Genomic DNA, 25419 nt, shown 5'->3' with positions numbered 1-25419 from the left:
TCAAACCGCACGCCGGGTGCCCGCATTCCGGTGGCGTGGGGCCGACGGGGGAGGGGCGGGGCTACGGCCGGGTGAGGTCGGCCTGCCAGCGGGTTTCGCCGTCCTGGGTGTCGGCGGTGGGGCGCAGGCCGAGGGCGCGGGCGATGGCGGCGGAGGCGTGGTGGTCGGGGTGGATGTGGGCGACGGCGGTGGTGACGCCGGCGGCGGTGAGGTGGGCGAGCAGGGTGCGGGCGGCCTCGGTGGCCAGGCCGCGGCGCTGCCAGGGGGTGCCGACCACCCAGGCGAGTTCGGCTCCGCCGGGGCGCACGGTGGTCTGCACGTAGCCGGTGAGGGCTCCGTCGGCGCGCAGCCGCAGCACCCAGTTGCCCCAGGCCTCGGCCGGGTCGGGGGAGCCGGCGGCGAGCCGGGCGCAGCGGGCGCGCAGTTCCTCGACGGTGGCCGGGCGGCCGCCCGTGAAGGCGTGCAGGGCCGGGTCGGCGAGCGCGGCCGCCAGCTCCTCGGCGTGTCCGGGGGCGATCGGCAGCAGGTCGAGGCGTTCGCTGCGCAGTTCGGCGGTGGTGAGGTCGCGGTGCATGGCGGTATTGAAGGTCATCCGGCGGTGCCGTGCGACGGGGTTTCCCGGCCGTGCTTCGCGGCGGTGCTTTTCCGCGGCCGGGGGTTCGGGGTCGAATGGGGCGACGTCAACACGGAGGAGGTCGCACGGTGCGGTATCTGGTCAGGGAGAAGCTGTTCGCGGTCGGTGACGACTACTGGATCGAGGACGATCACGGTCACAAGGCGTACCTGGTGGACGGCAAGGTCCTGCGGCTGCGGCACACCTTCGAGCTGAAGGACGCGCACGGGCAGGTGGTCGCGGTGGTGAAGGAGAAGATGCTCACCGTCCGCGACGCGATGAAGATCGAGGACGCCGACGGCGAGGTGGTCGCGACGGTCCGGGAGAAGCTGTTCACTCCGTTCCGGGACAAGTACCTGGTGGACCTGGCCTCCGGCGGCGAACTGAAGATCCACGGCAACCTGATCGACAAGGACTACCGGATCGAGAACCACCACGGCGACGAGCTGGCCCGGATCAGCCGCAAGTGGTTCCGGATCCGGGACACCTACGGGGTGGAGATCGCCGACGGCGCGGACACCGGTCTGCTGCTGGCCGTCGCCGCCTGCGTCGACCACCTGGTGCAGGACGAGGACTGACTGTCCCCGGTTTCCGGAACTCCGGTCCGCCCCTCACCCGGGTGGGGTATCTTTTGCCAACCCTTGACCGTGGCGGTCAAGGGGCACGGCACGAGCGGACCGGGGACTGGAACCACGATGAACGACATCCTGCACGGGCTCGGTGCGGCGGCGGCCTACGGCGTCCTCGGCGTGGTGCTGCTGCTCCTCGGCATCGGCCTGGTCGACGTGCTGACGCCCGGCAGGCTCGGCCACCAGATCTGGGTCGAGCGCAACCGCAACGCCGCCGTCCTGCTCAGCTCCGCGCTGCTCGGCATCGGCGGCATCGTCTTCACCGCGATCATGTACACCTACGCCGACTTCGCCAAGGGCCTGGTCTCGACGGCCTGTTACGGCCTGCTCGGGCTGGTGCTGATGGCCGTCGCCTTCTGGCTGGTGGACCTGCTGACGCCGGGCAGGCTCGGCGAGATCCTGGTCGAGCCGGAGCCGCACCCGGCGGTGTGGGTGTCGGCGGCCTGCAACATCGCGGTGGCCGCGGTGGTGTCGGCCGCGATCGCCTAGTACTGCAACGACGGCGCCGGGACGGGCCGCGGGACACCGGCCGGCGGCGCTCGGGCCGGACGCCGTCGGGCGGGGCCGCGCTACGCCGGGTACGGCGCCTTGCCCAGGACGTGCTCCCGCCCCCAGTCCCCCAGCGGCCCCAGCGCCGTGTTGAGGCGGTGCCCCGCCTCGGTCAGCGCGTACTCGACCCGCGGCGGCACCTCGTCGTACGCCTCCCGGTGCACGATGCCGTGCGCCTCCATCTCGCGCAGGTGCGCGGCCAGCACCTTCTCGGTGATCCCCGGCAGCAGCCTGCGCAGCTCGCCGAAGCGGCAGCGCGGGCGTTCGCCCAGGGCCCAGAGGATCGACACCTTCCACTTGCCGCCGATCACGTCCATCGCGGCGTCCGTCCCGCAGACGTACGCCCCCGGCCTCGGCACGATCGCCATGCCCACCCCTTCCGGCCCCGCCGACCTCGATGCTCACCCCAGGGTAACCACCCACTTCGAAGTGCGTACTTGATCGTTTCCGGGGCCGGCGCGGAGGCTGAGTGCCATGGCAACCAACCCCGTTGAGAACACGTCCAAGACCCCGCTCACCCTGCTCGGCCTCGGTGCGATGGGCACCGCGCTGGCCGAGGCCTGGCTCGCCGCCGGGCATCCGCTGACCGTCTGGAACCGCACCGCCGCCCGCGCCGGCGGGCTCGCCGCCCGCGGTGCCACCGTCGCCGCCACCGTCGCGCAGGCCGTCGCGGCGAACCGGCTGGTCGTCGTCTGCCTGCTCGACGACGCCTCCGTGCTGGAGGCGCTGGACGGCGTGGACCTGACCGGCAAGGACCTGGTCAACCTGGTCACCAGCACCCCCGGGCAGGCCCGCACCCGCGCCGCCTGGGCGGAGCAGCGCGGTGCCCGCTACCTGGACGGCGGGATCATGGCCGTCCCGCCGATGATCGGCGTCCCGGCGTCCGGGGCGTACGTGTTCTACAGCGGCTCGGCCGAGCTGTTCGAGGAGCACGGCGGCACCCTGGCCGCCCCGGCCGGCACCCGCTACGTGGGCAAGGACGCCGGCTACGCGGCGCTGCACGACGTGGCGCTGCTCAGCGGGATGTACGGGATGTTCGCCGGGATCGCGCACGCCTTCGCGCTGGTCCGCGGCGAGGCCGTGGCGCCGAGCGAGCTGGCGCCGCTGCTGGGCGGCTGGCTCGCCGCGATGTCCGGCTCGGTGGCCAGGACGGCGGAGCAGCTGGAGAGCGGCGACTACGCCCAGGACGTGGTGTCCAACCTGGCGATGCAGGTGGCCGGCCAGGAGACGCTGCTGCGCACCGCCGAGGAGCAGGGGGTGAGCGCCGAACTCCTTCGACCGTACTTCCGGTTGATGGAGCGTCGACTGGAGATCGGCGGCGGCGAGGAGGACCTGACCGGGGTCGTCGACCTGCTGCGACGGTGAGGTCCGGCCGGTAACGTACCGGCATGGAAGACCTCGAAGAACGCGCCACCGTCGTCGCGTCCGACTCGCGGCAGGCCGGGGCGGGGGTGGTGGTCCGACCGCGCCGCGCCGACGACCTCGCCGACTGCGTCCGGGTGCTGGGCGACGTCCACGCCGCCGACGGCTATCCCGCCGACTGGCCCGAGCTCCCCACCGCCTGGCTGACCCCGGACGGCCTGCTCGCCGCCTGGATCGCCGAGTCGGACGGCGGGCTCGCCGGCCACGTCGGCCTCGCCCGCAGCGCCCCGGGCGACCTCGCCCCCGCGCTGTGGAGCCACCGCACCGGCGGCCCCCCGGCGCTCACCGCCGTGGTCGGCCGCCTCTACGTCGCCCCCAGGGCGCGCGGCCACCTCATCGGCGCCCGGCTGCTGGCCTGCGCCGTGACGCACGCGCGGGCGCTCGGCCTGCACCCGGTGCTCGACGTCCTCGCCACCGACACCGCCGCGGTGGCCCTCTACCGCCGCCTCGGCTGGACCAACCTCGGCAGCGGCGACCAGCGGTGGGCCTCCGGGCGTACCGTCACCGTCCACTGCTTCGCCGCCCCGAGGGGGTGAACCGCTGCCCCGCCCGGCCGTCGTCGCCGGGCGGGACGGCTACACCGCGATGACCTCGATCCCCCGCTCCAGGCCGATGAAGTCGTCCGCGTTCCGGGTGTAGAGCGGCAGGCCGTGGGCGGCGGCGGTGGCAGCGATCATCAGGTCCATGCGGCGAGGGCGAGGGTCGCGTTTGGCCTGGATCGTGAGTGCGACCAGTGTTCCGAATCGCCGGGCGGCCTCACGGTCGAACGGGAGGGCGGCGAACTCCGCCTCCGCATCTGCCAGTCGTTGGGCCCTGGCCAGCATCTGCACCGGGTCCTTGGCCATGGCGACACCCTGTGAGAGCTCGGCCAGCACGACGGAGGGCACGGCGACCTCGACCGGCAGGAGTTCCGGATCGATCTGCGGCAGATCGATCACCACGCAGGTGTCGAGCAGGCCGCGCTGGCGTCGTTCGCTCATGCGCTCTCCCACGGGTCGCTGCCGTCGTCGACCCGGTCCTCGTTGCCGTAGAAGGCGTCGGCCTCGGCCCGCAGCTGTGCGGCGTCGACGGCGGGCGCGCTCCGCCACTTGCGCTGAAGCTCGTCCACGGGGACGAACCGTCGGCGGCTGCTGATCGGCCGGACTTCGGCGATCTCCGTGCCGTTGCGGGTGACGTGGTAGATCTCGCCGGCTTCGACGTCGTCGAGTACGGCCTTGGACCGCGCCGCGAGTTCGCGCTGCGTGATGGTCTTCATGGCGCCAGTGTATCGCGCTGTAATGCGCCGCGTCGCGCTTTCCGTCCCGCCTGGCCGTCGGGGCCTGGCGGAACAGTCGGGCCGCGGGCGGTGGCGGTGGGTCGGTTGCGCACCGGAGCCCGGCGGTCGGTGTGCGCTCCGGTGCAAGTGCGGCCCGGTTCCCCCGGGCGGGGGAGCCGGATCACCGCACCGGGGGAGGAGTGGTGCGGGCGGTGCGGGCGAGCCTGGCGGCATGGTGAGAAACGGGTGGGCGGTGAGCGGCTGGGGCCTCGGGTACGCCGGGTTCGGGCTGGGGTGCGTGCTGAGCGGGACGGAACTGTCGGGCGCGGGCTGGCCGGGGTGGGTGGTCGCCGGTGCGGGGGCGGTCTCGGCCGCCGCCGGCCTGGCGGTGGTGCGGCGGAAGTCGGTGCGCCGGCTGCTGTGGCTGCTGTGCGGGGCGGCCGCGGTGGGGGCCTGGGGCCTGCTGATGGACGTGGTGACGATGTTGTTCGGGCAGCGGGTGGACAGTGTCCCCGACACGGTGGAGCGCGCCCTGGCGGTGGTGGGGGCGGTGCTGCTGGCCCGCACCGCCCTGGGCCTGCGGGCGGGCGCCAGCGGCGGGCCGGAGCGCCGGGCCGAACGGGCCGCGCCGGCTCCCACGGCGGCCCCGCCGATCGTCCAACTCGCCGCCTGGGCGGGGACCCTGGCGTTCATGCCGTACGTGCTGATGAAGCTGGTCTGGGCGCTCGGTGGCAGCTTCGCCGGGATCGATGGCGACCAGATGTACGCGGGCTACGTGCGCGACGGCTCCTCCGAGCTCTGGCTCGCCCTGGAGCGCTGGGGGCTCGACGGCACCATGCTGCTGGCGCTGCTCGGGGTGTTCCTGCTCTGGGGGCTGGTCCGTCCGTGGGGGCAGGTCTTCCCGCGCTGGACCCTGCCGCTGAGCGGCCGTCGGGTGCCGCGCTGGCTGCCGCTCACCCCGGCCCTGCTGGGCGCGGCCACGCTGGCGCCGTACGGGCTGGTCGGGATCGGCTACCTGACGCTGTGCACCGCCGGGGTGACGCGGATCAGGCTGGGCGAGTTCGCCAGCGAGCAGAGCGTGTTGGAGATCTCCTGGGTCGGCATGTGCGGGTTCGCCGGGTACGGGGTCGCGCTGGTGGTGGCCGCCCGGTCGTACTGGCGGCGGACGGGGGCACGAGCCGTCGAGGCCCGCTGAGGGCGAGGTCCGCCGAGGTCGAGGTTTGCTGAGGTCGAGGTTTGCTGAGGCGGCAACAAAGCTTGCCGATGTGCTGAAGCGGGTCGCAACCTGGCGGTGGAGGTGAGCGCCATGGGCGAGACGACCGGGACGGCCGGAACCAGGGAGAACGAGCGCTACGACGTGGTGGTGGTCGGCGCCGGAGCGGCGGGACTGAACGCCGCGCTGGTGCTGGGCCGGGCCCGGCGCCGGGTCGCGGTGGTGGACGCCGGGGAGCCGCGCAACGCGCCCGCCGCCCACATGCACGGCTACCTGAGCCGGGACGGCATGCCCCCGGCGGCGCTGCTGGCGGTCGGACGGGAGGAGGTCGCCCGCTACGGGGTGGACCTGATCGACGCCCGGGTCGAGCACGTCGAGCACGTCGAGCACGGCGAATCCGGCGAATCCGCCGGACTCGCGAGGGAGGCCGGGCTTGCGGCGCCCGGCTTCGTGGTCCACTTGGCCGGCGGGCCGGTGCTGCACGCGCGCCGGGTGGTCATCGCCACCGGGCTGCGGGACGGACTGCCGGAGCTGCCCGGCCTGGCCGAGCGGTGGGGCCACGACGTGCTGCACTGCCCGTACTGCCACGCCTGGGAGGTCCGCGACCGGCCGCTCGGGGTGCTCGGCACCGGCCCGGGGGCGGTCAACCAGGCGCTGCTGCTGCGGCAGTGGTCGGCGGACGTGGTGCTGCTCGCGCACACCCTGGTGCTGACCGACGCCGAGCGGGAACGGCTCGCCGCCCGGGACGTCCGGGTGGTCGAGGGCCGGATCGTCCGTCTGGTGTCCGACGACGGGCGCCTGCGCGGGGTCGAGCTCGCCACCGGCCAGGTGGTGCCGCGCGAGGCGGTGTTCGTCTTCCCGCAGCCGGTGCCCCGGGACGCGCTGCTCTTCGGCCTCGACTGCGCCCGGGACGACAACGGCTGGGTCACCACCGACCGGACCGGCCGTACCAGCCTCCCCGGCGTCTGGGCGGTCGGCAACGTCGCCGACCCGCGCGCCCAGGTGGTCACCGCCGCCGGGATGGGCGCGGCGGCCGCCTTCGCGCTCGACCACGACCTCGTGGCGGAGGAGGTCGACCGGGCGGTCGACCGGTACCGCGCGTCCGGCGCCGCCCTGCCCGCCTGAGCGGGAAAGCTTTCGTCAACCCACGATCGGAGAATCCGGATGTCAGCGCACCAGCACGGCCACTCCCACGGCCACTCCCACGGGCATGTCCCCGCCGCCGACTTCGACTGGGACGCGCTCGCCGCGCACCTGGAGGTGGAGGCCGACCTGCGGGCCGGCGCCGTCACCGAGGCCGGGCGGTGGCTGCTCGGCCTGCACGGGGAGGGCGCGGTACGGCGGGTCCTCGACGTCGGCAGCGGGCCCGGGGTGATCGCCGGGCTGCTGGCGGAGGTCTTCCCCGCGGCCGAGGTGGTGGCCGTCGACCAGTCGGCCGCCCTGCTGGAGCGCGCCCGGACCCGCTCCGGCGGCCGACTCGACACCCGACAGGCCGACCTGCCCGCCGAGTTCGACAAGCTCGGCGAGGCCGACCTGATCTGGTCCGGCAATGCCATCCACCACCTGGGAGACCAGCAGGCCGCGCTCACCTCGCTCGCCGGGGTGCTGCGGCCCGGAGGCCTGCTCGCCGTCGCCGAACGCGGCCTTCCGGCGCGCTACCTGCCACGCGACTTCGGCCTCGGCCGGCCTGGCTTCCAGGCCCGGATGGACGCCGCCCACGAGGACGGCTTCAGCACCATGCGGGCCGAACTGCCCGGCAGCACAGCGGAGATCGAGGACTGGCCGGCCATGCTCACGCGGGCCGGGCTGACCCCGACCGGCACCCGCACCTTCCTGGTCGACCACCCCGCCCCGCTCGCCGGGCCCGTCCGCGGCTACCTGCACGCCCGGCTGACCCGACTGCGCGACCAGCTCGCCGAACAGCTCGACGCCGAGGACCGGGCCACGCTGGAAGCCCTGCTCGCCGAGGACGCCCCCACCGGCATCCTGCACCGCCCGGACGCCTTCTACCTCTCCGCGATGACCGTCCACACGGCCCGCCGGGACTGACCCGGCGGCTCCGCCGGCGGCGTACGGCGGAAGGACAACGGTCGCGGGACCGCCCCGGCGGGCGCTTGGTCAGGGCGCGAGGAAGCCGGCCACCGTACGGGTGAAGGCGGCCGGGTCGTCCAGCCACGGGTAGTGGCCGGCCGCGGGCTGGACGACGGCACGGGCGCGGCGGAACAGCGCGGCCGTGGCGCGGACCGCCCCGGGCCGCGGGTCGGGGTCGTACTCGCCGGCCAACAGGAGCGCCGGGGAGGGGAGTTCTGCGACTCCGGCGCGCACGGCGGCGGGCCGGAAACCGCCGCCGTGGTACGCCGCCGCGGCCTCCGGGTGGCTCTGGGCGGCGCGGCCGGCCTCGTGGGCGCGGGCGCCGGCGTTCCAGTCGCCGTGGAAGAGCGGTGCCACGACGTCGGGGTCGGCGGCGCCCCCGGTGAAGGCGCTGCGGACGGCGGCCAGGGCGGCCGGGTACCACTCCTCCTCGGCGAGGCCGCGGGCCTCGGCCGCCTCGCGGTAGTCGTCCTCGGTGGCGGTGCCGCCGAAGATCCGGAGGCTGGGCGTGACCAGTACCAGCCGCCCGGTGCGTTTGGGGTGCCGCAGTGCGTACAGGGTGGCGAGCGAGCAGCCGGCGGAGTGGGCGAGGACGTCCGCCCGGTCGAGCCCGAGGTGCGACCGGAAGGCCTCGACGTCCGCCACCTGCCGGTCGACCCGGTAGCTCGCCGGGTCGGCCGGGTGCTCCGAGCGGCCCGTTCCGCGCAGGTCGAGGACGTGCAGGGCGCGGTGCGCGGAGAGACCGCCGAGGTCGCCGAGGTACGCGGAGTCGCGCATCGCGCCGCCGGCGAGGACGAGCAGCGGCTCGCCCCCGCCGAGCACGCGGTAGCCGAGCCGGGTGCCGTCGTGGCCGGTGAAGGTCGTCATCGGGTGATCGTGGCAACCGCGGAGCGGCCGGAGCAACCGGAAAACGGCCGGGGCAGCGGGAAAACGGCCGGGGCAGCGGGAAAGCGGCCCGCACGGCGGGAGACCCGCCGTGCTCCTGGCGGGCCTGCCCGAACTGTCGCGGACGGGCGAGGTGAGCCGCAGCGGGTTCGCCGTCCGGCCCCGGGATACCGTCGGGGCATGACAGCGAGCGAGCAGGGCTTCGTCGTGGTGACCACGACCCACGAGAGCGAGGAGCAGGCCCGGGCCCTGGCGTCCGCCGTGGTGCGGGAGCGGCTGGCGGCCTGCGCCCAGGTGTACCCCGTACGGTCGGTGTACTGGTGGGACGGCGAGGTGCAGGATGCCGAGGAGTGGCGGATCGACCTCAAGACCAGGGCCGAACTCGTGGACCGGCTGGGCGCGTTCGTGGCCGGGCTGCACTCCTACGGGACGCCCGAGCTGATCGCCGTACCGGTGACGGGCGGCAGCCCGGGCTACCTCGCCTGGGTGGCCGAGGAGACGGTGGCCGTGGAGACGGTGGCCGTGGAGACGGCGGCCGAGGAGACGGCGGCGGCAGCGCGCGCTGCGGACCGGGCGGAGCAGCTCAGGGAGTGACCTCCAGGAAGGCCAGCACGGCCAGCACCCGACGGTGGTCCTCCTCCGAGGGCGGCAGGTCGAGCTTGAGGAAGATGTTGGCGGTGTGCTTCTTCACCGCCCGCTCGGTGATCACCATCCGCTCGGCGATCGCCGCGTTGGAGCGGCCCTCCGCCATCAGCTCCAGCACCTCGCGCTCACGCGGCGTCAGGCGGTCCAGCGGCTTGTTGCGTTCGGTGCTGCTGACCAGCATGGCGATCACCTGCGGGTCGAGCGCGGTGCCGCCGGACGCCACCCGGCGGACGGTCTCCACGAACTCGTCGGGGTCGAAGACCCGGTCCTTCAGCAGGTAGCCGATCGCACCGCTGCCGTCGGCGAGCAGTTCCTTGGCGTAGAGCTGCTCGACGTACTGGGAGAGCACGAGCACCGGCAGCCCGGGTATCCGCTTCCGTGCCTCCAGCGCCGCCTGGAGTCCCTCGTCGGTGAACGTCGGGGGCAGCCGCACGTCCACGACGGCCACGTCCGGGCGTTCGGTGAGCAGGGCCTCCAGGAGGGCCGGTCCGGTGTCCACCGCGGCCACGACCTCGAAGTCGTAGGCCTCCAGCATTCGGACCAGCCCGTCCCTCAGGAGGAAGAGGTCCTCGGCGAGGACAACTCGCACGGCAGCTCCATCGTCAGGGTTGTGGGGCCGCCGAGCGGGCTGCGGACGGCCAGGACGCCGTCGAAGGTAGCAAGCCGCCGTTCCAGGCCGCGCAGCCCGGTGCCGCGCGAGGGGTCGGCGCCGCCGGTGCCGTCGTCGGTGACCTGGGCCTTCAGTACGCCGTCCTGGTACCAGAGTTGGACGTCGGTCCTGGCGCTGGCCGCCCTCGGCCTCTTCCTCCAGGGCCTCACCCCGGCCCACGCCGCCGGGCCGGCGGCCGGAAACGGCACGCCGCCGTCCTCGCCCGACCCCGGCGAGGTGAGAGCCCTGTTCGACGGGCTGGTTCCCCGGCTGCTCGCCGAGCACCGGATCCCCGGGGCCGCCGTGACCGTGGTGGCCGGCGGGCGGGAGGTCTTCTCCGGCGGATACGGCGTCTCGGACGTCAGGACGAACAAGCCGGTCGATCCGGCGAGGACCGCCTTCTTCATGGGCTCGGACGCCAAGGTGTTCACCGCGATCGCCGTCCTCCAGCAGGTCGCGGCGGGGAAGCTGGACCTGGGCACCGACGTCAACCACTACCTGACCGCCTTCCAGGTCAGGGACAGCTACCCGGGCCGCCCGGCCGCCGGCTCCTCGACCCGGCCTCCGTCACCCGGCTGCTGGCCCGCCACCACGGCCCCGACCCGCGCCTGCCCGGCCTGGCCTACCTGCTGGAACAGCGCACCCACGGCGACGAGCAGCTGCTGGTCAAGGACGGCGACGTGCCCGGTTTCCACAGCAACCTGGCCCTGCTGCCGCAGCGCGGCATCGGCCTCTACGTGACCCTCGACGGGGACGGCACCGGCGCCTCCGGCGGGTGGGCCACCCAACAGGTGCTCGACGCCTTCCTCGACCGCTTCCTGCCCGCTGCCCCGGTCGCCGCGGCCGCCCCGCTCACCGGCGGCCTGGACGCCTACACCGGCGACTACCGCTCCACCCGCACCAGCCACGCCGACCTCACCAGGGCCGCCGCCCTGATGGGCTCCCTGCACGTCACCGCCGAGCACGGCCGGCTCACCGTCACCGGTCCGGTCACCCGGAACCCGGAGGCGGAGGAGACGCAGTAGGAGCAGCTCGAACCCGGCCTGTTCCGGCAGGTCGGCGGCACCGCGCGGATCGCCTTCCAGCGGTCCGCCGACGGCACCCTCGCGCTGCTCACCGACGCCGACCCGACCGTCGCCTACCAGCGGCTCTCCTGGTACCAGGCACCCGGCCTGCACCAGGCGGTCGCGGTCGGCAGCCTCGCCGTGCTCGTCCTGACCGTGCTGGGCCGGCCGGTGGCCGCGGCGGTCCGCCCGGTGCGCCGCCGGGGCCGGGCGGACCGGCCCGTCGTCCGGCTGCTCGGCTGGACCACCGGGGCGCTGCTGCTCGCCGCGACCGGCTGCTTCGTCCTGCTGACGGCGGACGCCAACGCGCTCGACCAGACGCTGTTCCTGGGCGACTCGCCGCTGCTGACCGCGGTCCCGGCACTGGTCGTGACGGCCCTGCTGTTCAGCCCGGCGATGGCGGTCTGCACGGTGCTGGCCTGGCGCGGGCGCTGGTGGAACCTGTTCGGGCGGCTGCACTACACCGGGCTGACGCTGGCGGTGCTGCTCTTCCTGGTCCTCGCCGGGGCGTACGACCTCACCGGGACGGGCGCGCTGGACCTGATCGGCTGAGGGCGGGGGCGCAACGGAGGCGGGGCCTGGTTCACTCCCGGGCCCCGCCTCCTCACGTCCGCAGCGCGACCGCTACGCCGCCGAGCCGCCGAAGCGCGCCGTCCAGGCCGCCAGGTCCTCGTCCGTGATCTTGGCGAACAGCACCGGCGGCACCGTGAACGCCGTCCCGGCCGGCACCAGGTCCAGCGCCCGGGCCTCCTGCGGGCCGATCCAGTCGCGGGTGGCGGCCGGCGAGTCCTCGGGCAGCGTGAAGGCCCCGCGCATCGCCGCCGCGGCGGCCGGGATGAACGGCTCGGAGACCACCGCGTACAGGTGGATCAGGTTCATCGCGGTGCGCAGGGTCAGCGCCGCCGCGTCCGGGTCGGTCTTCACCTGGAGCCAGGGCGCCTTCTCGTCCAGGTACGCGTTGCCCGCGCTCCACAGCGCGCGCAGGGCCTGCGCCGCCTTGCGGAAGTTGAGGGCGTCCAGCTGGCCCTCGTACTCGGCGAGCAGGGCGGCGATCTGCTCGCCGAGCCGCTGCTCGGCCTCGCCCGGAGCGTGGCCGCCCGGGACGTCGTCGCCGAAGCGCTTGCGGCTGAAGGAGAGCACCCGGTTGACGAAGTTGCCGAGGGTGTCGGCGAGGTCCTTGTTGACCACCGAGGCGAAGAGGTCCCAGGTGAAGCTGGAGTCGTCCGACTCGGGCGCGTGCGCCATCATGAAGTAGCGCCAGTAGTCGGCGGGCAGCAGTTCCAGCGCGTCGTTGCCGAAGACGCCGCGCTTCTGGCTGGTGGAGAACTTCCCGCCGTAGTACGTCAGCCAGTTGAAGGCCTTGACGTAGTCGACCTTCTTCCACGGGCGGCGCGAGCCGAGCAGCGTGGCCGGGAACATCACGGTGTGGAACGGGACGTTGTCCTTGCCCATGAACTCGGTGTACCGGACGGTCTCGTCGGCCTCGTACCACCAGGACTTCCAGTCCCGCAGCTGCCCGGCCGGGGCCGCGTCCGCCCACTCCTTGGTGGCGCCGATGTACTCGATCGGGGCGTCGAACCAGACGTAGAACACCTTGCCCTCGGCGGCCAGTTCGGGCCACACGTCGGCCGGCACCGGGACGCCCCACTCCAGGTCGCGGGTGATCGAGCGGTCCTGGAGGCCCTCCGTCAGCCACTTGCGGGCGATCGAGGAGGCCAGCACCGGCCAGTCGTCGGCGTGGGTGGCGATCCAGTCCTCGACCTCCTCGGTGAGCTTGGACTGGAGCAGGAACAGGTGGCGGGTCTCCCGGACCTCCAGGTCGGAGCTGCCGCTGATCGCCGAGCGCGGTTCCAGCAGGTCCGTCGGGTCCAGCACCCGGGTGCAGTTCTCGCACTGGTCGCCGCGGGCCTTGTCGTAGCCGCAGTGCGGGCAGGTGCCGACGATGTAGCGGTCCGGCAGGAAGCGGCCGTCGGCGTTGGAGTACACCTGGCGGATCGCGCGCTCCTCGATGAAGCCGTTGCGCTGGAGCTCGCGGGCGATCTCCTGGGTGATCTCCCGGTTCTGCGGCGAGGAGCTGCGGCCGAAGTGGTCGAAGGAGAGCGCGAAGCCGTCGTACACCGCCCGCTGCGCGTCGTGCGCCCGGGCGCAGAACTCCGCGACCGGCAACCCGGCTTCCTGGGCGGCCAGTTCGGCGGGCGTGCCGTGCTCGTCGGTGGCGCAGATGAACAGCACCTCGTGCCCTCGTCGGCGCAGGTAGCGGGCGTAGACGTCCGCCGGGAGCATGGACCCGACCATGTTGCCCAGGTGCTTGATCCCGTTGATGTAGGGAAGGGCGCTGGTGATCAGGTGCCGAGCCATCCTCGGATGCTCCGATTTCTCCCGCACGCGCACCCCACCCGGAGTGCCGTGCCAGGCGCAGGGATCCACTGTGGGCTGCAAGCCTAGGGCAAAGAGAAGGGCCCCGGCGTCCGCGGCGGGCCGGGCCGGAGGTCACGGCCGGGAGAAGTCACCGTACCGGTCGAACTCCCCGGACTTCACCCCGCGGACGAAGGCGGCCCACTTGCGCGGCGTGGTCTGCACGATGACCTCGGGCCGGTCCGACTCCCGGATCTCCACCAGTCCGCCCGCCGCTCTGACCTCGACGCAGTCGGTGCTCTCGCCGCTCGCCGACGCCTTGCGCCACGTATTGCGCCACGTACTCATGCGAAGTCTTTCAGTAAGGCCCGGATGAAGTCCCGGGACTCGTCCGGGCCGAGCGAGATCGCCGCGGTCTCCTCCTTGATCCGGCGGTAGGAGGCCAGCTCGGCCTGGGTGTGCACGAATTTCGGCCCGTGGGAGAGATCGATCTGGACGGTGTCGAGCTCCGGAACCGGCCCGCGGGCGAGGTACAGGCTCTCCCCGGAGCCGGTGTAGGTGGGCACGCTGAACGGGATCACCCGGATCTCCACGCCCGGCCGTTCGGAATTCTCCAGCAGGCTCCGCAACTGGTCGCGCAGCACGTCCGGACCGCCGAACTGCATGCGCAGCGCGGACTCGTGCAGGAATGCGCTGTAGGGCTTCGGGTGATCGACGAAGATCTGCTGGCGCCGGATCCGGAACGCCTTCCGGACGTCCGCCTCCTGCCGGTACTGCGGGGGCAGCCGCTCGAACACCGCGGCGGCGTACTCCGGGGTCTGCAGCAGGCCGGGGATGAAGGTGCTGTTCAGGATGGACAGGGAGGCCGCGTGGTGCTCCATCTCCGCGATGTCGATGATCCCGTTCGGCAGCCGGCCGCGGTAGCCGTCCCACCAGTACTTGCGCCGGTCCTGCGTCATCGTCAACAGCGCGTCCAGGTAGGGGCCGTCCTCGCAGCCGCAGGTGCGCGCCCAGATCCGGAGCCGCTCGGCGCTGATCCCCGACTTCCCGTTCTCCATCTGGGAGATCTTGGGCAGGTCGGTGCCGATGGTGGCGGCCAGGCTCTTGGGCGTGACGCCCACGTGTTCGCGCATCCTGCGCAGCTCGATCCCGAGGCGCTGCTGGCGGACGGTCGGCGACAGGCGGGGTGGCATGTCTCTCTTCTCCGGGTCGCGGCTGGGGCGATGCTTCCGGTGAAGTGTGCCGCGCACACCGGGCCCTAGCCAGCGAAACGGGGGATACCCCACGATGGAGTGAACGTCTTCCCGCTCGGTAGCAACTCTGGCACCTTGACCCTATGGTCGTCCGTGTCACTCACTGACTTGTTGCCGCCTAAACAGTCGTCGAACCGCCGTCAGTCGGCCGTAATGACACGCCAGATGCATGGTCGCGGCGCCCGAAATCACCGACCGGAGACAGCCATGCCCCTCTCCTCGCCCCCCGGCCCTCCCCGCCGGCCCCGCCCTCTTCAGCGCATTTCCGCGTCCCGGTGAATGCGCTCCTCGTCGCCGGACTGTCGGTGCTCCTGCTCGCCGTCCTGTTCGTCGGCTGGCTGGTCTGGCTGGTGAACATCCAGGCGCACGAACCACGCCCGGTGAAGCGGGAGTTCGCGGCCGGCCGTTCCGCCGCCGGCGAGCGGAAGTAGCGGAAGTGGCCGCCGAACTCCGCCGATCCGCGGCTCAGCCCCGCGAAAGCCGCTCCGACAGACGGGACTTGGCGGCCGGCCACTCGTCGGCGAGCATCGCGAAGTAGGCGCTGTCCCGCCAGGTGCCGTCGGGGCGGAGCCGGTGGCGGCGGTGGACGCCCTCGAACTGCGCGCCGAGGCGCTGGATCGCGGTGCGCGAACGCTCGTTGCGGGCGTCGGTCTTCCAGAAGACGCGGCCCATGCCCAGCTCCTCGAAGGCGTGGGTGAGCAGCAGCAGCTTGGCCTCGGTGTTGACCGCCGTGCGCCAGACCGAGCGGGCGTACCAGGTGCCGCCGATCTCCAGGTACTCGTTCTCCGCGCTGAAGTCGTGGTAGCCGGTGACGCCGACCGCCGTGCCGCTCGCGAGGTCGACGGCGGCGAAGTAGACCGACTCCCCGCTCGCCGCCTCGGCGAGGCGGACGTCGAGCAGCGCGCCGAGGTCCTCCTCCGAGGCGGGCACGTGGACGGGGATCCAGCGCCAGACCTCGGGGTCGTGGCCGATGGAGTCCCAGAGGCCGGAGAGGTGGCGGCGCTCCAGCGGCTCCAGGCGGATGTGGCGGCCGGTGAGGGTGACGGGTGAGGGCAGCTTCGCGGTCATGATCCGAACGTAGCGGGGCTCTGCACTAGACGCAATAGATGTCTGCACTAGTGCAAATGTCTGCACCGGGTACGGCGAAGGGCCCCGCGGAACGGATCCGCGGGGCCCTCGGAACGCGAGGCCGGGCTCAGATGAACGAGTTGATCTGGATCGTCTCGTCGCGGCCCGGGCCGACGCCGATGGCCGAGATCGGCGCGCCCGACATCTCCTCCAGCGCCTTCACGTAGGCCTGGGCGTTCTTCGGCAGCTCGGCGAAGGACTTCGCCTTGCTGATGTCCTCGTTCCAGCCCGGCAGGGTCTCGTAGACCGGCTTGGCGTGGTGGAAGTCCGACTGGTTGTAGGGGAGCTCCTCGACCCGCTTGCCGTCGATCTCGTACGCGACGCAGACCGGGATCTGCTCCCAGCCGGTCAGCACGTCCAGCTTGGTGAGGAAGAAGTCGGTGAGGCCGTTGACCCGGGTCGCGTAGCGCGCGATGACGGCGTCGAACCAGCCGCAGCGGCGGTCGCGGCCGGTGGTGACACCGCGCTCGCCACCGATCCGGCGCAGCGCCTCGCCGTCCGCGTCGAACAGCTCGGTCGGGAACGGGCCGGAGCCGACGCGGGTGGTGTAGGCCTTGAGGATGCCGATGACCCGGTCGATCTTGGTCGGGCCGATGCCGGCGCCGGTGCAGGCGCCGCCCGCGGTCGGGTTCGACGAGGTCACGAAGGGGTACGTGCCGTGGTCGACGTCGAGCAGGGTGCCCTGGCCGCCCTCCAGCAGGACGACCTTGTTCGCCTTCAGCGCCTCGTCCAGGACGAGGGTGGTGTCGGCGAGGAAGGGCCTGATCTTCTCCGCGTAGCCCAGGTACTCCTCGACCACCAGGTCGGCCGGGATGGTGCGGCGGTTGTACAGCTTGACCAGGATCTGGTTCTTGTCGTGCAGCGCCGCCTCGATCTTCTGGCGCAGGATCGACTCGTCGAACAGGTCCTGGACCCGGATGCCGACGCGGTTGATCTTGTCCGCGTAGGTCGGGCCGATGCCGCGGCCGGTGGTGCCGATCCGGCGCTTGCCGAGGAAGCGCTCGGTGACCTTGTCCAGGGTGCGGTGGTACGGCGTGATCAGGTGGGCGTTGCCCGAGACCAGCAGCTTCGAGGTGTCGATGCCGCGCTCGTTCAGGCCGGCCAGCTCGGAGAGCAGCACGGCCGGGTCGATCACGACGCCGTTGCCGATCACCGGCGTCACGTTCGGGCTGAGGATTCCGGAAGGCAGCAGGTGCAGGGCGTACTTCTGGTCGCCGATGACCACCGTGTGACCGGCGTTGTTGCCGCCCTGGTAGCGGACCACGTAGTCGACGGAGCCGCCGAGGAGGTCGGTGGCCTTCCCCTTGCCCTCGTCTCCCCACTGAGCGCCAACGAGCACGAGTGCCGGCACAGGCGTACACCCCTTCCGGTTGGGGCATCCTGCGTAGGCCGCAGTCTGCCCCGAGATAGACGAAGCCCCTGGCGCAATGGCGCAAGGGGCTCTTGCACCGAGAGATTACCTGAGGAAGGACCGGTCGTGTCGTCCCTGTCCACGCCTGCTACCGGCGGCCCGGAGCCGCTCCTGCTGCTCCTCGACCCGGTGGCCCGGCAGACCGACGGCGAGTCGGTGCGGATCGCGAAGGACGTGCTCTGCGGGGGCGCGGACGCCAAGGTGGCCTTTCCGGAGAGCCCTTCCGAGCTCGACCGGGTGCTTTCGCACCGGGGGCGGAGGCGACCGGTGGTGATCGGTTCCGACCTCGCGCTGCAACGGGTGCTCCAGGCCCTGCACCGGCAGCGTGAGCTGGGCGCAGAACCGGTGGGCATGGTTCCGGTCGGCCGCTCGGAGGAGCTGGCGGCGGCCCGCGCGCTCGGCGTGCCGGGGGAGCCGGTGCGGGCCGCGCGGGCCGTGCTGTCGGGCGCGCCGCGCCGACTGGACCTGCTGGTGGACGACGGCGGCGGAGTGGCGCTGGGCGGGGTGCGGATCACCGGCGGGGGTGCGCGTCGGCCGGTGGGCCGTACGGGTGGCTGGCGTTCGCTATGGGCGAAACTGGCTGCGGCCGAGCAGGCGAACGCACTCACCCCGGACGGTGCCGACCACAGCTCCCGGGTCCGGGTCGAGGCCGACGGCCGACTGCTCGCGGACGTCCACCGGCCGGTCCGGCTGGTCCAGGTCACGCTCCCGTCCGGCGCCTCGGACGGGACGGGTGAGATGGAGGTCGTGGTCGCGGCCTCCGGCGCCCTGGTGCGCGCCCGGGCGGCGAGCGTCTCGGTGGTCGGGCGCGGCTTCGGCTACGAGGCGGACGGCCACCCGGTCGGCCCGGTCCGGGCCCGGACCTGGACGGTGCACCCGGGGGCCTGGGGCCTGCTGCTGCCGGCGGCGTAGCGGCTGCCGGCGGCGTGGAACGGGCCTGGTCGCCGCGGAATCGTCCGCGCGACCGCCCGGTGAACGCCCGGGTGAGCAGGCTCACGTTCGTCCGCGCGCCGACCCCCGCCGCTACGCACACGGAACTCCCCAACGGGCGCGAACCACAAGGCCAACCGCCACCCGCCGGAATTCCCCCCACCCGAAATCCCGGCCCCGTAAGGGGTTTTGTCTACGCGCGTTAACTCGTGGTCGGCGGACAAACCCGCAGTCCCGGGTTCCGGAAGGCCGAGTCAGCTGCCCTAGACTCGAAGACGTGCCACGTGGTGACGGAAGACTCAACCACGATCTTCTTCCCGGTGAGAAAGGCCCCCAGGACGCGTGTGGCGTCTTCGGTGTCTGGGCTCCCGGCGAGGAGGTCGCCAAGCTCACGTTCTTCGGCCTTTACGCCCTGCAGCACCGCGGTCAGGAATCCGCGGGCATCGCAGTGAGCAACGGCTCCCAGATTCTCGTCTTCAAAGACATGGGACTCGTCTCCCAGGTCTTCGACGAGGCCTCGCTGGGGTCGCTGCACGGGCATATCGCCGTCGGACACGCCCGCTACTCGACCACCGGTTCCTCGGTCTGGGAGAACGCCCAGCCGACCTTCCGGGCGACCGTGAACGGTTCGCTGGCCCTCGGGCACAACGGAAACCTGGTGAACACCGCCGAACTGGCGGCCATGGTCGCCGAACTCCCCGGCGAGGAGCACGTCTCGCGCTCCGGCCGGACCGCCGCGACCAACGACACCGACCTGGTGACGGCCCTGCTCGCCGGCCACCCGGACCTCTCCATCGAGGAGACGGCCAAGGTCGTGCTGCCCAAGGTCAAGGGCGCGTTCTCGCTCGTCTTCATGGACGAGCACACCCTCTACGCCGCCCGCGACCCGCAGGGCATCCGCCCGCTGGTGCTCGGCCGGCTGGAACGCGGCTGGGTGGTCGCCTCCGAGACGGCGGCGCTGGACATCGTCGGCGCCTCCTTCATCCGCGAGGTCGAGCCCGGCGAGCTCATCGCCATCGACGAGAACGGCCTGCGCACCTCCCGGTTCGCCGAGGCCAAGCCCAAGGGCTGCGTCTTCGAGTACGTCTACCTGGCCCGCCCCGACACCACCATCGCCGGCCGCAACGTGCACCTCTCCCGCGTGGAGATGGGCCGCCGGCTGGCGAAGGAGGCGCCCGTCGAGGCGGACCTGGTGATAGCGACGCCCGAGTCCGGCACCCCCGCCGCGATCGGCTACGCCGAGGCCAGCGGCATCCCGTACGGCTCCGGCCTGGTGAAGAACGCCTACGTGGGCCGCACCTTCATCCAGCCCAGCCAGACCATCCGCCAGCTCGGCATCCGGCTCAAGCTCAACCCGCTGCGCGAGGTCATCGCGGGCAAGCGCCTGGTGGTCGTGGACGACTCGATCGTGCGCGGCAACACCCAGCGCGCGCTGGTGCGGATGCTGCGCGAGGCGGGCGCCGCCGAGGTGCACATCCGGATCTCCTCGCCGCCGGTGAAGTGGCCCTGCTTCTTCGGCATCGACTTCGCCACCCGCGCGGAGCTGATCGCCAACGGGATGACGGTGGAGGAGATCGGCCGCACGCTCGGCGCCGACTCGCTCGCCTACATCTCGATCGACGGCATGATCGAGGCCACCACCCAGCCGAAGGACCGGCTCTGCCGGGCCTGCTTCGACGGCGAGTACCCGATGGAGCTGCCGGACCCGGCGCTGCTCGGCAAGCTCCTGCTGGAGGCCGAGATCAAGGGCGGCCAGCAGCAGCCGGCCGTCCGTGGCAAGCCGACCAGCGGCAGTGACCTGGACGGCGTCCAGGCGCTGCTCGGCGGGGCGGGCGCGGCCGACGCGCTGCGCCGCCCGTAACGAACGCACGGTGGGGTCCCGCGAACCGGGGCCCCACCGCTGTTCCACCCCCGGCTGTTCAAGAACCGCCCCCACCTGACCCGAAAGGGCCGCACGCAGTGACCAGCAACCAGAACGGCGCCACCTACGCCGCCGCCGGTGTCGACATCGAGGCGGGCGACCGCGCCGTCGAGCTCATGAAGCAGTGGGTGAAGAAGGCCAACCGCCCCGAGGTGGTCGGCGGTCTCGGCGGCTTCGCCGGCCTCTTCGACGTGTCCGCCTTCAAGGACTACGAGCGGCCGCTGCTGGCCTCGGCCACCGACGGCGTGGGGACCAAGGTGGCCATCGCCGCCGCCATGGACAAGCACGACACCATCGGCCACGACCTGGTCGGCATGGTCGTCGACGACCTGGTGGTGTGCGGCGCCGAGCCGCTGTTCATGACCGACTACATCTGCGTCGGCAAGGTCGTCCCGGAGCGGGTCGCCGCGATCGTCAAGGGCATCGCCGAGGGCTGCGCGCTGGCCGGCTGCGCCCTGGTCGGTGGCGAGACCGCCGAGCACCCGGGCCTGCTGGGCCCGGACGAGTACGACGTCGCGGGCGCCGGCACCGGTGTGGTGGAGGCCGACGCGCTGCTCGGCGCGGACCGGGTCCGGGCCGGCGACGTGGTGATCGCGATGGCCGCCTCCGGCCTGCACTCCAACGGCTACTCGCTGGTCCGCCACGTGCTGCTGAACGAGGCCGGCTGGAAGCTGGACCGCAAGGTCGAGGAGTTCGGCCGCACCCTCGGCGAGGAGCTGCTGGAGCCGACCCGGATCTACTCGCTGGACTGCCTGGCGCTCACCCGCGCCACCGAGGTGCACGCCTTCTCGCACGTCACCGGTGGCGGCCTGGCGGCCAACCTGGCCCGGGTGATCCCGGACGGCCTGCACGCCCGCCTGGACCGCGGCACCTGGACCCCGCTGCCGGTCTTCCGGACCGTCGCCGAGGTCGGCCGGGTGGCCACCCTGGAGATCGAGAAGACGCTGAACATGGGCGTCGGCATGGTCGCGGTCGTCCCGCCGCACTCGGTGGACGTCGTGCTGTCGATCCTGGAGGACCGCGGCGTGGAGGCCTGGCTGCTCGGCGACATCGTCGAGCGCACCGACGAGCACGAGGGCGGCGCGGCCCTCTACAACGCCTACGAGGGCTTCCGGGCGAACTGACCCGGACCGTGACGACGAGAGGGCCCCTCCGGTGCACCGGAGGGGCCCTCTCGCACGCGGTGCAGGCCGTCGGCGGACCGTGCGGAGCAACGCGGTACGAGGGAACGCCGAAGACCGGCCCGGCGCCCTGGGCGCCCGGACCGGCCGGCGGGACTGCTGTGGTTACGAGCGGCGGGAGGCCCGCGACGGCCCGGTGCCCGGCTCGTTGTCGTCCTCGTCATCGAGGTCGCCGTAGCGGGCTGCGTACTCCGCGTACGGGTCGTCGTCGTCCTCTTCCTCGATCGGCTCCGGCTCGATCGAGGCGGTGGACGGAGATACGCCCAGCTCGTTGGACAGACGGTTAGCGTCGAAGCCGCCGCTGTTGTACTTCAGCTGGCGGGCGACCTTCGTCTGCTTGGCCTTGGCCCGGCCGCGCCCCATGGGTCGACCCCCTCAACGGCGGGGCTCACGGCCCCGAGTCTGACACGTGTTCATGTTCGGGATCGGCCTGCCCGAAGTGGAGAAGCCGTCCCCTGGAGCATTAACGGTACCTGTTTCCGCCGCCGGACGGTACGTCGTCGGTGTGACGTGGCGCGCACAGACCGCGTCCGCGACCGGGTCTTCCCAGGTCAGCGGAGGTTTTGCGGCGGTTTGCGCGCTGTTCGGTGGTGGCTCGGCTCCGTCGTTCCGGGATCGATTATCCCCCCTACGGGGACCTCGGATCACCCGTTCGGGCGGAGAAGTGAGAATCCGGTTCCACATCGTGATGCGCGGGTGGCCGCTGTGGAGGCCACCCGCGCATCACGGGGTCGGTCACCGGCCCGGTCAGGCGCGGCGGGCGCCGGGCAGCAGCACCGTGCGCAGGGCGCTGATCTCGCGCATCCGCTTCTCGGCCAGGCGGTCGGCGGCGACCGCCGGCGGGACGCCGTCGGTGGCGGCCCGGGTGAAGATCTCCAGGGTGGTGTCGAAGATCCTGGTCGCCTTGTTCTTGGCCCGCTCGAAGTTGAAGCCGTCGATCTCGTCGGCGACCTGGATGACGCCGCCGGAGTTCACCAGGTAGTCCGGCGCGTAGAGGATGCCGCGGTCGGCCAGGTCCTTCTCGACGCCCGGGTGGGCCAGCTGGTTGTTGGCCGCGCCGCAGACGATCGAGGTGCCGAGCTCGCCCAGCGCCGCCACCGTGGCGTCGGTCAGTGCGCCGCCGAGGGCGCAGGGGGCGTAGACGTCCAGCTTGGCCTGGATCAGGGCGGCGGTGTCGGCGACCACCTCCACCTCCGGGTGGGCCGCGCGCACGCGGTTGACGGCAGCCTCGGAGACGTCGGTGACGACGACCGTGGCGCCGTCCGCGACCAGGTGACCGACCAGGTAGTGGCCGACCTTGCCGACACCCGCGACGCCGACCCGCTTGCCGCGCAGGGTCGGCTGGCCCCAGCGGGCCTGGGCGGTGGCGCGCATGCCCTGGAAGACGCCGAAGGCGGTCAGGATGGACGAGTCGCCGGCGCCGCCGTGCTCGGGCGAGCGGCCGGTCACGAACTCGGTCTCGCGGGCGATGACGTCCATGTCCTGGACGTAGGTGCCCACGTCGCAGGCGGTGATGTAGCGGCCGCGCAGGGACTCGACGAAGCGGCCGTAGGCCCGGAGCATCGCCTCGTTCTTGTCCTTGTTCGGGTCGCCGATGATGACGGCCTTGCCGCCGCCGAGGTCCAGTCCGGCCAGCGCGTTCTTGTAGGACATTCCGCGGGACAGGTTCAGCGCGTCCTCCAGCGCCGCCTCCTCGGAGGCGTACGGGAAGAAGCGGGTGCCGCCGAGGGCCGGGCCCAGGGCGGTCGAGTGGATGGCGATGATCGCCTTCAGGCCCGAGCTGCGGTCGTGGCAGAGGACGACCTGCTCGTGACCGTCGCCGGGGGCACCGTCCTGTTCGGTACGGAAGATCCTGCTGAGCACGCCGGGTGCGGGGTGCGTGGCGGGGGTCTGTACGTCGGTCACTGTGGTGACTCCAGTATCGAAGGCCCGCTGCTGTGGTGCGGGCGCCTAAGGCGAAGCGTAGCCGCGTGCGCGCCGCCGATCCGCCGTCTCGTCCGAGCTGGGGCCAGTCGTCCGAAGGGTGAGACGGGAACGGGTGCAGGGTGCGGATGCGAACGGTTCGGGGGCGTGCTCTCCCGGGGCCCGGCGGCGCGTGCGACCATGCAGGACGTGACCGTCGTACGCACTTCCGTACAGCCGCCCTACGCGGCCCACCTGCGGGTGTACGAGCCGCTGGCCGCCTACCCGGAGGCCGAGCGGGCGCACTGGCGGGCCTACGCGGCGGAGCACGGGCCGGACGCCGTGGAGCCGGCGCAGCCGGTGGCGGCGGCGGTGCTGGAGGAGCAGCGGGAGGCGCTCGCCGGGCTGGCCGCCCGCACGCCCCGGGCGCTGCCCGAGCGGGAGAGCGGGCGGGCGTACCTGCGGGTGGTGGACGGCGTACTGTACGTCTCCCCGTGGGCGACCAGACTGCGCAGCTGGCAGGCGCTGGAGGAGCTGCGGGCCGGGGTGCCGGTGGCGCTGCTGGACACCGCGCTGCCGCCGGTGACCCGGGCGGCCGCCGAGGCGGACCGGGAGCGCTGGCGGTCCGAGCACCCGGACGCCCGGCCGTGGATCCTGACCAGCAGGTGGGAGGTGCCGGTGCACTGGTTCCTGCCGTTCGGGGACGAGGACCGCTGCTTCGTGCCGGGCGGGGCCGGGCCGGCGGACGGACGGGGAGGGGAAGAAGAAGGGCAGGAGCGGGGGGACCGGCCGGCGGCACTGTTCTACCTGGTGCCGATGGCGCAGGCGCGCCGGCGGGTGGCGCGGGCCTTCCGGGCGCTGCGCGAGGCGCTGCCGGACGGGGAGCTGGTGCAGGGGGCGGAGCTGGTCGGGCGCTGGCTGGAGGAGTTCCACCCGCGCTCGCTGGTGGAACTGGACTACGGGGGCCTGGTGCATCTGCTGGGCCCGGAGCGGCTGCTGGCGGACCGTTCGGCGGGGGAGCTGGAGGAGGGGCTGCGCGCGCTTCGGGCGGGGGACACCGCCGAGGCACTGCGCGTGCACGGGGAACTGACGGCGCGGTGGCGCCGGGTGCTGGCGCTGCGGCACGCGAACTGACGTCGGACCGTGCGTGTATGACTGTAAGAGTCCTAAGGACCGCGGGCGCGATGACCAAGGTCCTGGTTCGGGTCAATAGCTGTCGAACGTGACACTACTCACCGTTGACGCGAACTTACCCCTATGTGCAAAAATGGGACAACCAGCCCAACTTCACGTGAGCGTGCCCACTTTTGGGTGGTTCTGGAGTCGATGCGTGCTTTGCGGGGAAACGGAGGGTCTGGTCCCCTCGTAACCGGATGTCATTGCTTTGTGACTGTCCGTTATGGGGTGGTCCATCGCCATCCGTCGGCCTTGAACCCGTGAGGGGTCAATTTTGGCGGTTTGGTCGATAGGGCTGGACGGATGGTGTAGTTGTAGACACCAGGACAAGCCGTTCGTCCTATAACCGACTCGGCCCGTCTATGCCATTTCGGGCATCGCGGGCCAAGGTGCAGAATTTGAAGGATAGAACCGCCCTGGTTCGGTTCTCCCGAGGAGGCCGCTCATGACCGCTCGTACCCCTGATGCTGAGCCGCTGCTGACGCCGGCAGAGGTTGCCACCATGTTCCGCGTGGACCCGAAGACGGTCACCCGTTGGGCCAAGGCGGGCAAGCTGACGTCGATTCGCACGCTCGGCGGTCACCGCCGTTACCGTGAGGCGGAGGTGCGCGCTCTGCTGGCCGGGATTCCCGCCCAGCGCACTGAGGCCTGATAGGCCAAAGGCTCTTTAAAGGGGCCGCTTACCGGACTCCGCCGGGTCCGGTAAGCGGCCCCTTTGTCGTGCTCGCCCGACGGTGTTCGGTACCGGCCAACCGGTCGGAATGTTGAACTCCGGATAACGATTTGATGCGCGTGGGGCGGGGGGGATTTACAGTGAATACCTGTACAATTTTACATATTAAATTAGCGAGGTTCTGGAGAGGGTTCCAAGGGGCCCGCTCCGGAGGGGGTGGCGTGACGACCGTCACACGGTCCGTCACTTGTGGTCTAGACCTAGTCGGGGTAAGGAGCCGAACGGTCAAAAGCGAAAGGCCCGGAACCTGACGGTTCCGGGCCTTTCGCACTGCGGCGATCCCGACGGGACTTGAACCCGCGACCTCCACCTTGACAGGGTGGCGAGCTAACCAACTGCTCCACGGGACCAGAGTTTTCTGATCTCGTTCACTCGCTTGCCGCGCTGCGAACAAGACAGATCGTAGCCCATGGT

Annotated in this window: 30 protein-coding genes, 1 tRNA gene and 1 pseudogene; 17 read left to right on the top strand and 15 right to left on the bottom strand. The window is 72.3% G+C overall.

Annotated features, from left to right (window positions below):
• Positions 1-61: 61 nt before the first annotated feature.
• On the bottom strand, positions 62-574 hold the full coding sequence (locus AB0O11_RS16750; RefSeq protein ID WP_363386720.1) for a GNAT family N-acetyltransferase: 513 nt from the start codon (positions 572-574) through the stop codon (positions 62-64).
• A gap of 128 nt (positions 575-702) precedes the next feature.
• Between AB0O11_RS16750 and AB0O11_RS16745 the strand changes: the two genes are divergently transcribed.
• Positions 703-1191: an LURP-one-related family protein gene (locus AB0O11_RS16745; protein WP_363386717.1), complete on the top strand. Its 489-nt coding sequence runs from the start codon at positions 703-705 to the stop codon at positions 1189-1191.
• A gap of 117 nt (positions 1192-1308) precedes the next feature.
• Entirely contained in the window at positions 1309-1731 is a 423-nt protein-coding gene (locus AB0O11_RS16740) for a DUF350 domain-containing protein (protein WP_363386714.1), read from the top strand.
• A gap of 80 nt (positions 1732-1811) precedes the next feature.
• Here AB0O11_RS16740 and AB0O11_RS16735 read toward each other — a convergent pair whose 3' ends face one another.
• Positions 1812-2159 carry a helix-turn-helix domain-containing protein gene (locus AB0O11_RS16735; RefSeq protein ID WP_363386711.1) on the bottom strand — a complete coding sequence of 116 codons (348 nt, stop codon included), beginning with the start codon at positions 2157-2159 and terminating at the stop codon, positions 1812-1814.
• Between the two features lie 106 nt (positions 2160-2265).
• On the opposite strand from AB0O11_RS16735, the gene AB0O11_RS16730 reads away from it, so the two are divergent.
• Together AB0O11_RS16730 and AB0O11_RS16725 are read left to right on the top strand one after the other, a co-directional pair.
• Positions 2266-3156: an NAD(P)-binding domain-containing protein gene (locus tag AB0O11_RS16730; RefSeq protein ID WP_363386708.1), complete on the top strand. Its 891-nt coding sequence runs from the start codon at positions 2266-2268 to the stop codon at positions 3154-3156.
• A gap of 23 nt (positions 3157-3179) precedes the next feature.
• Positions 3180-3749 (top strand): GNAT family N-acetyltransferase, encoded by a 570-nt coding sequence (locus tag AB0O11_RS16725; RefSeq protein WP_363386705.1) that lies wholly within the window; start codon positions 3180-3182, stop codon positions 3747-3749.
• A 39-nt stretch (positions 3750-3788) separates the two neighbouring features.
• Here AB0O11_RS16725 and AB0O11_RS16720 read toward each other — a convergent pair whose 3' ends face one another.
• Positions 3789-4193 (bottom strand): type II toxin-antitoxin system VapC family toxin, encoded by a 405-nt coding sequence (locus AB0O11_RS16720; RefSeq protein ID WP_363386702.1) that lies wholly within the window; start codon positions 4191-4193, stop codon positions 3789-3791.
• Positions 4190-4468 carry a PhdYeFM domain-containing protein gene (locus AB0O11_RS16715; RefSeq protein WP_363386699.1) on the bottom strand — a complete coding sequence of 93 codons (279 nt, stop codon included), beginning with the start codon at positions 4466-4468 and terminating at the stop codon, positions 4190-4192. The genes AB0O11_RS16720 and AB0O11_RS16715 overlap by 4 nt, the downstream gene beginning before the upstream one ends.
• Positions 4469-4700: 232 nt before the next feature.
• On the opposite strand from AB0O11_RS16715, the gene AB0O11_RS16710 reads away from it, so the two are divergent.
• From AB0O11_RS16710 to AB0O11_RS16700, 3 genes are all read left to right on the top strand, one after another.
• Positions 4701-5663: a hypothetical protein gene (locus tag AB0O11_RS16710; RefSeq protein ID WP_363386696.1), complete on the top strand. Its 963-nt coding sequence runs from the start codon at positions 4701-4703 to the stop codon at positions 5661-5663.
• A gap of 111 nt (positions 5664-5774) precedes the next feature.
• The gene (locus AB0O11_RS16705) at positions 5775-6806 is read left to right on the top strand and encodes an NAD(P)/FAD-dependent oxidoreductase (RefSeq protein WP_363386694.1); all 1032 of its coding nucleotides are present in this window, start codon (positions 5775-5777) and stop codon (positions 6804-6806) included.
• Between the two features lie 39 nt (positions 6807-6845).
• Positions 6846-7730: a class I SAM-dependent methyltransferase gene (locus tag AB0O11_RS16700; RefSeq protein WP_363386691.1), complete on the top strand. Its 885-nt coding sequence runs from the start codon at positions 6846-6848 to the stop codon at positions 7728-7730.
• Between the two features lie 69 nt (positions 7731-7799).
• Here AB0O11_RS16700 and AB0O11_RS16695 read toward each other — a convergent pair whose 3' ends face one another.
• Complete coding sequence (locus AB0O11_RS16695; protein ID WP_363386688.1) at positions 7800-8639, bottom strand: alpha/beta hydrolase; 840 nt, start codon at positions 8637-8639, stop codon at positions 7800-7802.
• Positions 8640-8837: 198 nt separating this feature from the next.
• Between AB0O11_RS16695 and cutA the strand changes: the two genes are divergently transcribed.
• Positions 8838-9251: a divalent-cation tolerance protein CutA gene (cutA, locus tag AB0O11_RS16690; protein WP_363386685.1), complete on the top strand. Its 414-nt coding sequence runs from the start codon at positions 8838-8840 to the stop codon at positions 9249-9251.
• Here cutA and AB0O11_RS16685 read toward each other — a convergent pair.
• Entirely contained in the window at positions 9241-9891 is a 651-nt protein-coding gene (locus AB0O11_RS16685) for a response regulator transcription factor (protein WP_363386682.1), read from the bottom strand. The genes cutA and AB0O11_RS16685 overlap by 11 nt on opposite strands.
• Positions 9855-10094 (bottom strand): annotated as a pseudogene (locus AB0O11_RS16680) (sensor histidine kinase); the annotation flags it as partial. The gene AB0O11_RS16685 and the pseudogene AB0O11_RS16680, both read right to left, overlap by 37 nt.
• Here AB0O11_RS16680 and AB0O11_RS16675 point away from each other — a divergent pair.
• The 3 genes from AB0O11_RS16675 to AB0O11_RS16665 all read left to right on the top strand — a co-directional run bounded on the left by AB0O11_RS16675 (position 9991) and on the right by AB0O11_RS16665 (position 11567).
• Positions 9991-10692, top strand: coding sequence for a serine hydrolase domain-containing protein (locus AB0O11_RS16675; protein ID WP_363386679.1), 702 nt, complete (start codon positions 9991-9993; stop codon positions 10690-10692). The pseudogene AB0O11_RS16680 and the gene AB0O11_RS16675 sit on opposite strands and share 104 nt — an antisense overlap.
• Positions 10632-10976, top strand: coding sequence for a hypothetical protein (locus tag AB0O11_RS16670; RefSeq protein WP_363386676.1), 345 nt, complete (start codon positions 10632-10634; stop codon positions 10974-10976). The genes AB0O11_RS16675 and AB0O11_RS16670 overlap by 61 nt, the downstream gene beginning before the upstream one ends.
• 180 nt (positions 10977-11156) lie before the next feature.
• Entirely contained in the window at positions 11157-11567 is a 411-nt protein-coding gene (locus tag AB0O11_RS16665) for a hypothetical protein (RefSeq protein ID WP_363386673.1), read from the top strand.
• Between the two features lie 72 nt (positions 11568-11639).
• Here AB0O11_RS16665 and metG read toward each other — a convergent pair whose 3' ends face one another.
• From metG to AB0O11_RS16650, 3 genes are all read right to left on the bottom strand, one after another.
• Positions 11640-13373, bottom strand: a complete 1734-nt coding sequence (gene metG, locus AB0O11_RS16660) for a methionine--tRNA ligase (RefSeq protein WP_363386670.1) — start codon at positions 13371-13373, stop codon at positions 11640-11642.
• A 132-nt stretch (positions 13374-13505) separates the two neighbouring features.
• Positions 13506-13718, bottom strand: coding sequence for a DUF397 domain-containing protein (locus AB0O11_RS16655; protein WP_363386668.1), 213 nt, complete (start codon positions 13716-13718; stop codon positions 13506-13508).
• Positions 13715-14563 carry a helix-turn-helix transcriptional regulator gene (locus AB0O11_RS16650; RefSeq protein ID WP_363386665.1) on the bottom strand — a complete coding sequence of 283 codons (849 nt, stop codon included), beginning with the start codon at positions 14561-14563 and terminating at the stop codon, positions 13715-13717. Before AB0O11_RS16650 ends, AB0O11_RS16655 begins: the two co-directional genes overlap by 4 nt.
• A 335-nt stretch (positions 14564-14898) precedes the next feature.
• Here AB0O11_RS16650 and AB0O11_RS16645 point away from each other — a divergent pair, with 335 nt between their 5' ends.
• The gene (locus tag AB0O11_RS16645; protein ID WP_363386662.1) at positions 14899-15054 is read left to right on the top strand and encodes a hypothetical protein; all 156 of its coding nucleotides are present in this window, start codon (positions 14899-14901) and stop codon (positions 15052-15054) included.
• A gap of 34 nt (positions 15055-15088) precedes the next feature.
• Here AB0O11_RS16645 and AB0O11_RS16640 read toward each other — a convergent pair whose 3' ends face one another.
• Together AB0O11_RS16640 and AB0O11_RS16635 are read right to left on the bottom strand one after the other, a co-directional pair.
• Positions 15089-15691, bottom strand: a complete 603-nt coding sequence (locus AB0O11_RS16640) for a GNAT family protein (RefSeq protein WP_363386659.1) — start codon at positions 15689-15691, stop codon at positions 15089-15091.
• Between the two features lie 127 nt (positions 15692-15818).
• A complete protein-coding gene (locus AB0O11_RS16635) occupies positions 15819-17102 on the bottom strand; it encodes an adenylosuccinate synthase (RefSeq protein WP_363386656.1) in 1284 nt (427 codons plus the stop codon).
• 126 nt (positions 17103-17228) lie between these two features.
• Between AB0O11_RS16635 and AB0O11_RS16630 the strand changes: the two genes are divergently transcribed.
• From AB0O11_RS16630 to purM, 3 genes are all read left to right on the top strand, one after another.
• Positions 17229-18074, top strand: coding sequence for a diacylglycerol kinase (locus tag AB0O11_RS16630; RefSeq protein WP_363386653.1), 846 nt, complete (start codon positions 17229-17231; stop codon positions 18072-18074).
• A gap of 295 nt (positions 18075-18369) precedes the next feature.
• Entirely contained in the window at positions 18370-19953 is a 1584-nt protein-coding gene (purF, locus tag AB0O11_RS16625; RefSeq protein WP_363386650.1) for an amidophosphoribosyltransferase, read from the top strand.
• 98 nt (positions 19954-20051) lie between these two features.
• Positions 20052-21137, top strand: coding sequence for a phosphoribosylformylglycinamidine cyclo-ligase (gene purM / locus AB0O11_RS16620; RefSeq protein ID WP_363386647.1), 1086 nt, complete (start codon positions 20052-20054; stop codon positions 21135-21137).
• A gap of 162 nt (positions 21138-21299) precedes the next feature.
• On the opposite strand, the gene AB0O11_RS16615 is transcribed toward purM, so the two are convergent.
• Together AB0O11_RS16615 and AB0O11_RS16610 are read right to left on the bottom strand one after the other, a co-directional pair.
• Positions 21300-21557, bottom strand: coding sequence for a DUF3073 domain-containing protein (locus AB0O11_RS16615; protein WP_363386644.1), 258 nt, complete (start codon positions 21555-21557; stop codon positions 21300-21302).
• Positions 21558-21941: 384 nt separating this feature from the next.
• Positions 21942-23057, bottom strand: a complete 1116-nt coding sequence (locus AB0O11_RS16610) for a Glu/Leu/Phe/Val dehydrogenase dimerization domain-containing protein (RefSeq protein WP_224280996.1) — start codon at positions 23055-23057, stop codon at positions 21942-21944.
• A 249-nt stretch (positions 23058-23306) separates the two neighbouring features.
• On the opposite strand from AB0O11_RS16610, the gene AB0O11_RS16605 reads away from it, so the two are divergent.
• Together AB0O11_RS16605 and bldC are read left to right on the top strand one after the other, a co-directional pair.
• Positions 23307-24230 carry a hypothetical protein gene (locus tag AB0O11_RS16605; protein ID WP_363386641.1) on the top strand — a complete coding sequence of 308 codons (924 nt, stop codon included), beginning with the start codon at positions 23307-23309 and terminating at the stop codon, positions 24228-24230.
• Between the two features lie 487 nt (positions 24231-24717).
• Positions 24718-24924, top strand: coding sequence for a developmental transcriptional regulator BldC (bldC, locus tag AB0O11_RS16600; protein ID WP_014137253.1), 207 nt, complete (start codon positions 24718-24720; stop codon positions 24922-24924).
• Between the two features lie 357 nt (positions 24925-25281).
• Here bldC and AB0O11_RS16595 read toward each other — a convergent pair.
• A tRNA-Asp gene (locus tag AB0O11_RS16595) sits at positions 25282-25355 on the bottom strand.
• Positions 25356-25419: the final 64 nt, after the last annotated feature.

Source organism: Kitasatospora sp. NPDC093102, assembly GCF_040683915.1.
Taxonomy (GTDB): domain Bacteria; phylum Actinomycetota; class Actinomycetes; order Streptomycetales; family Streptomycetaceae; genus Kitasatospora.
The sequence above is the reverse complement of the archived record's forward strand: the minus strand, read 5'-3'. Positions and strand labels throughout refer to the sequence as shown.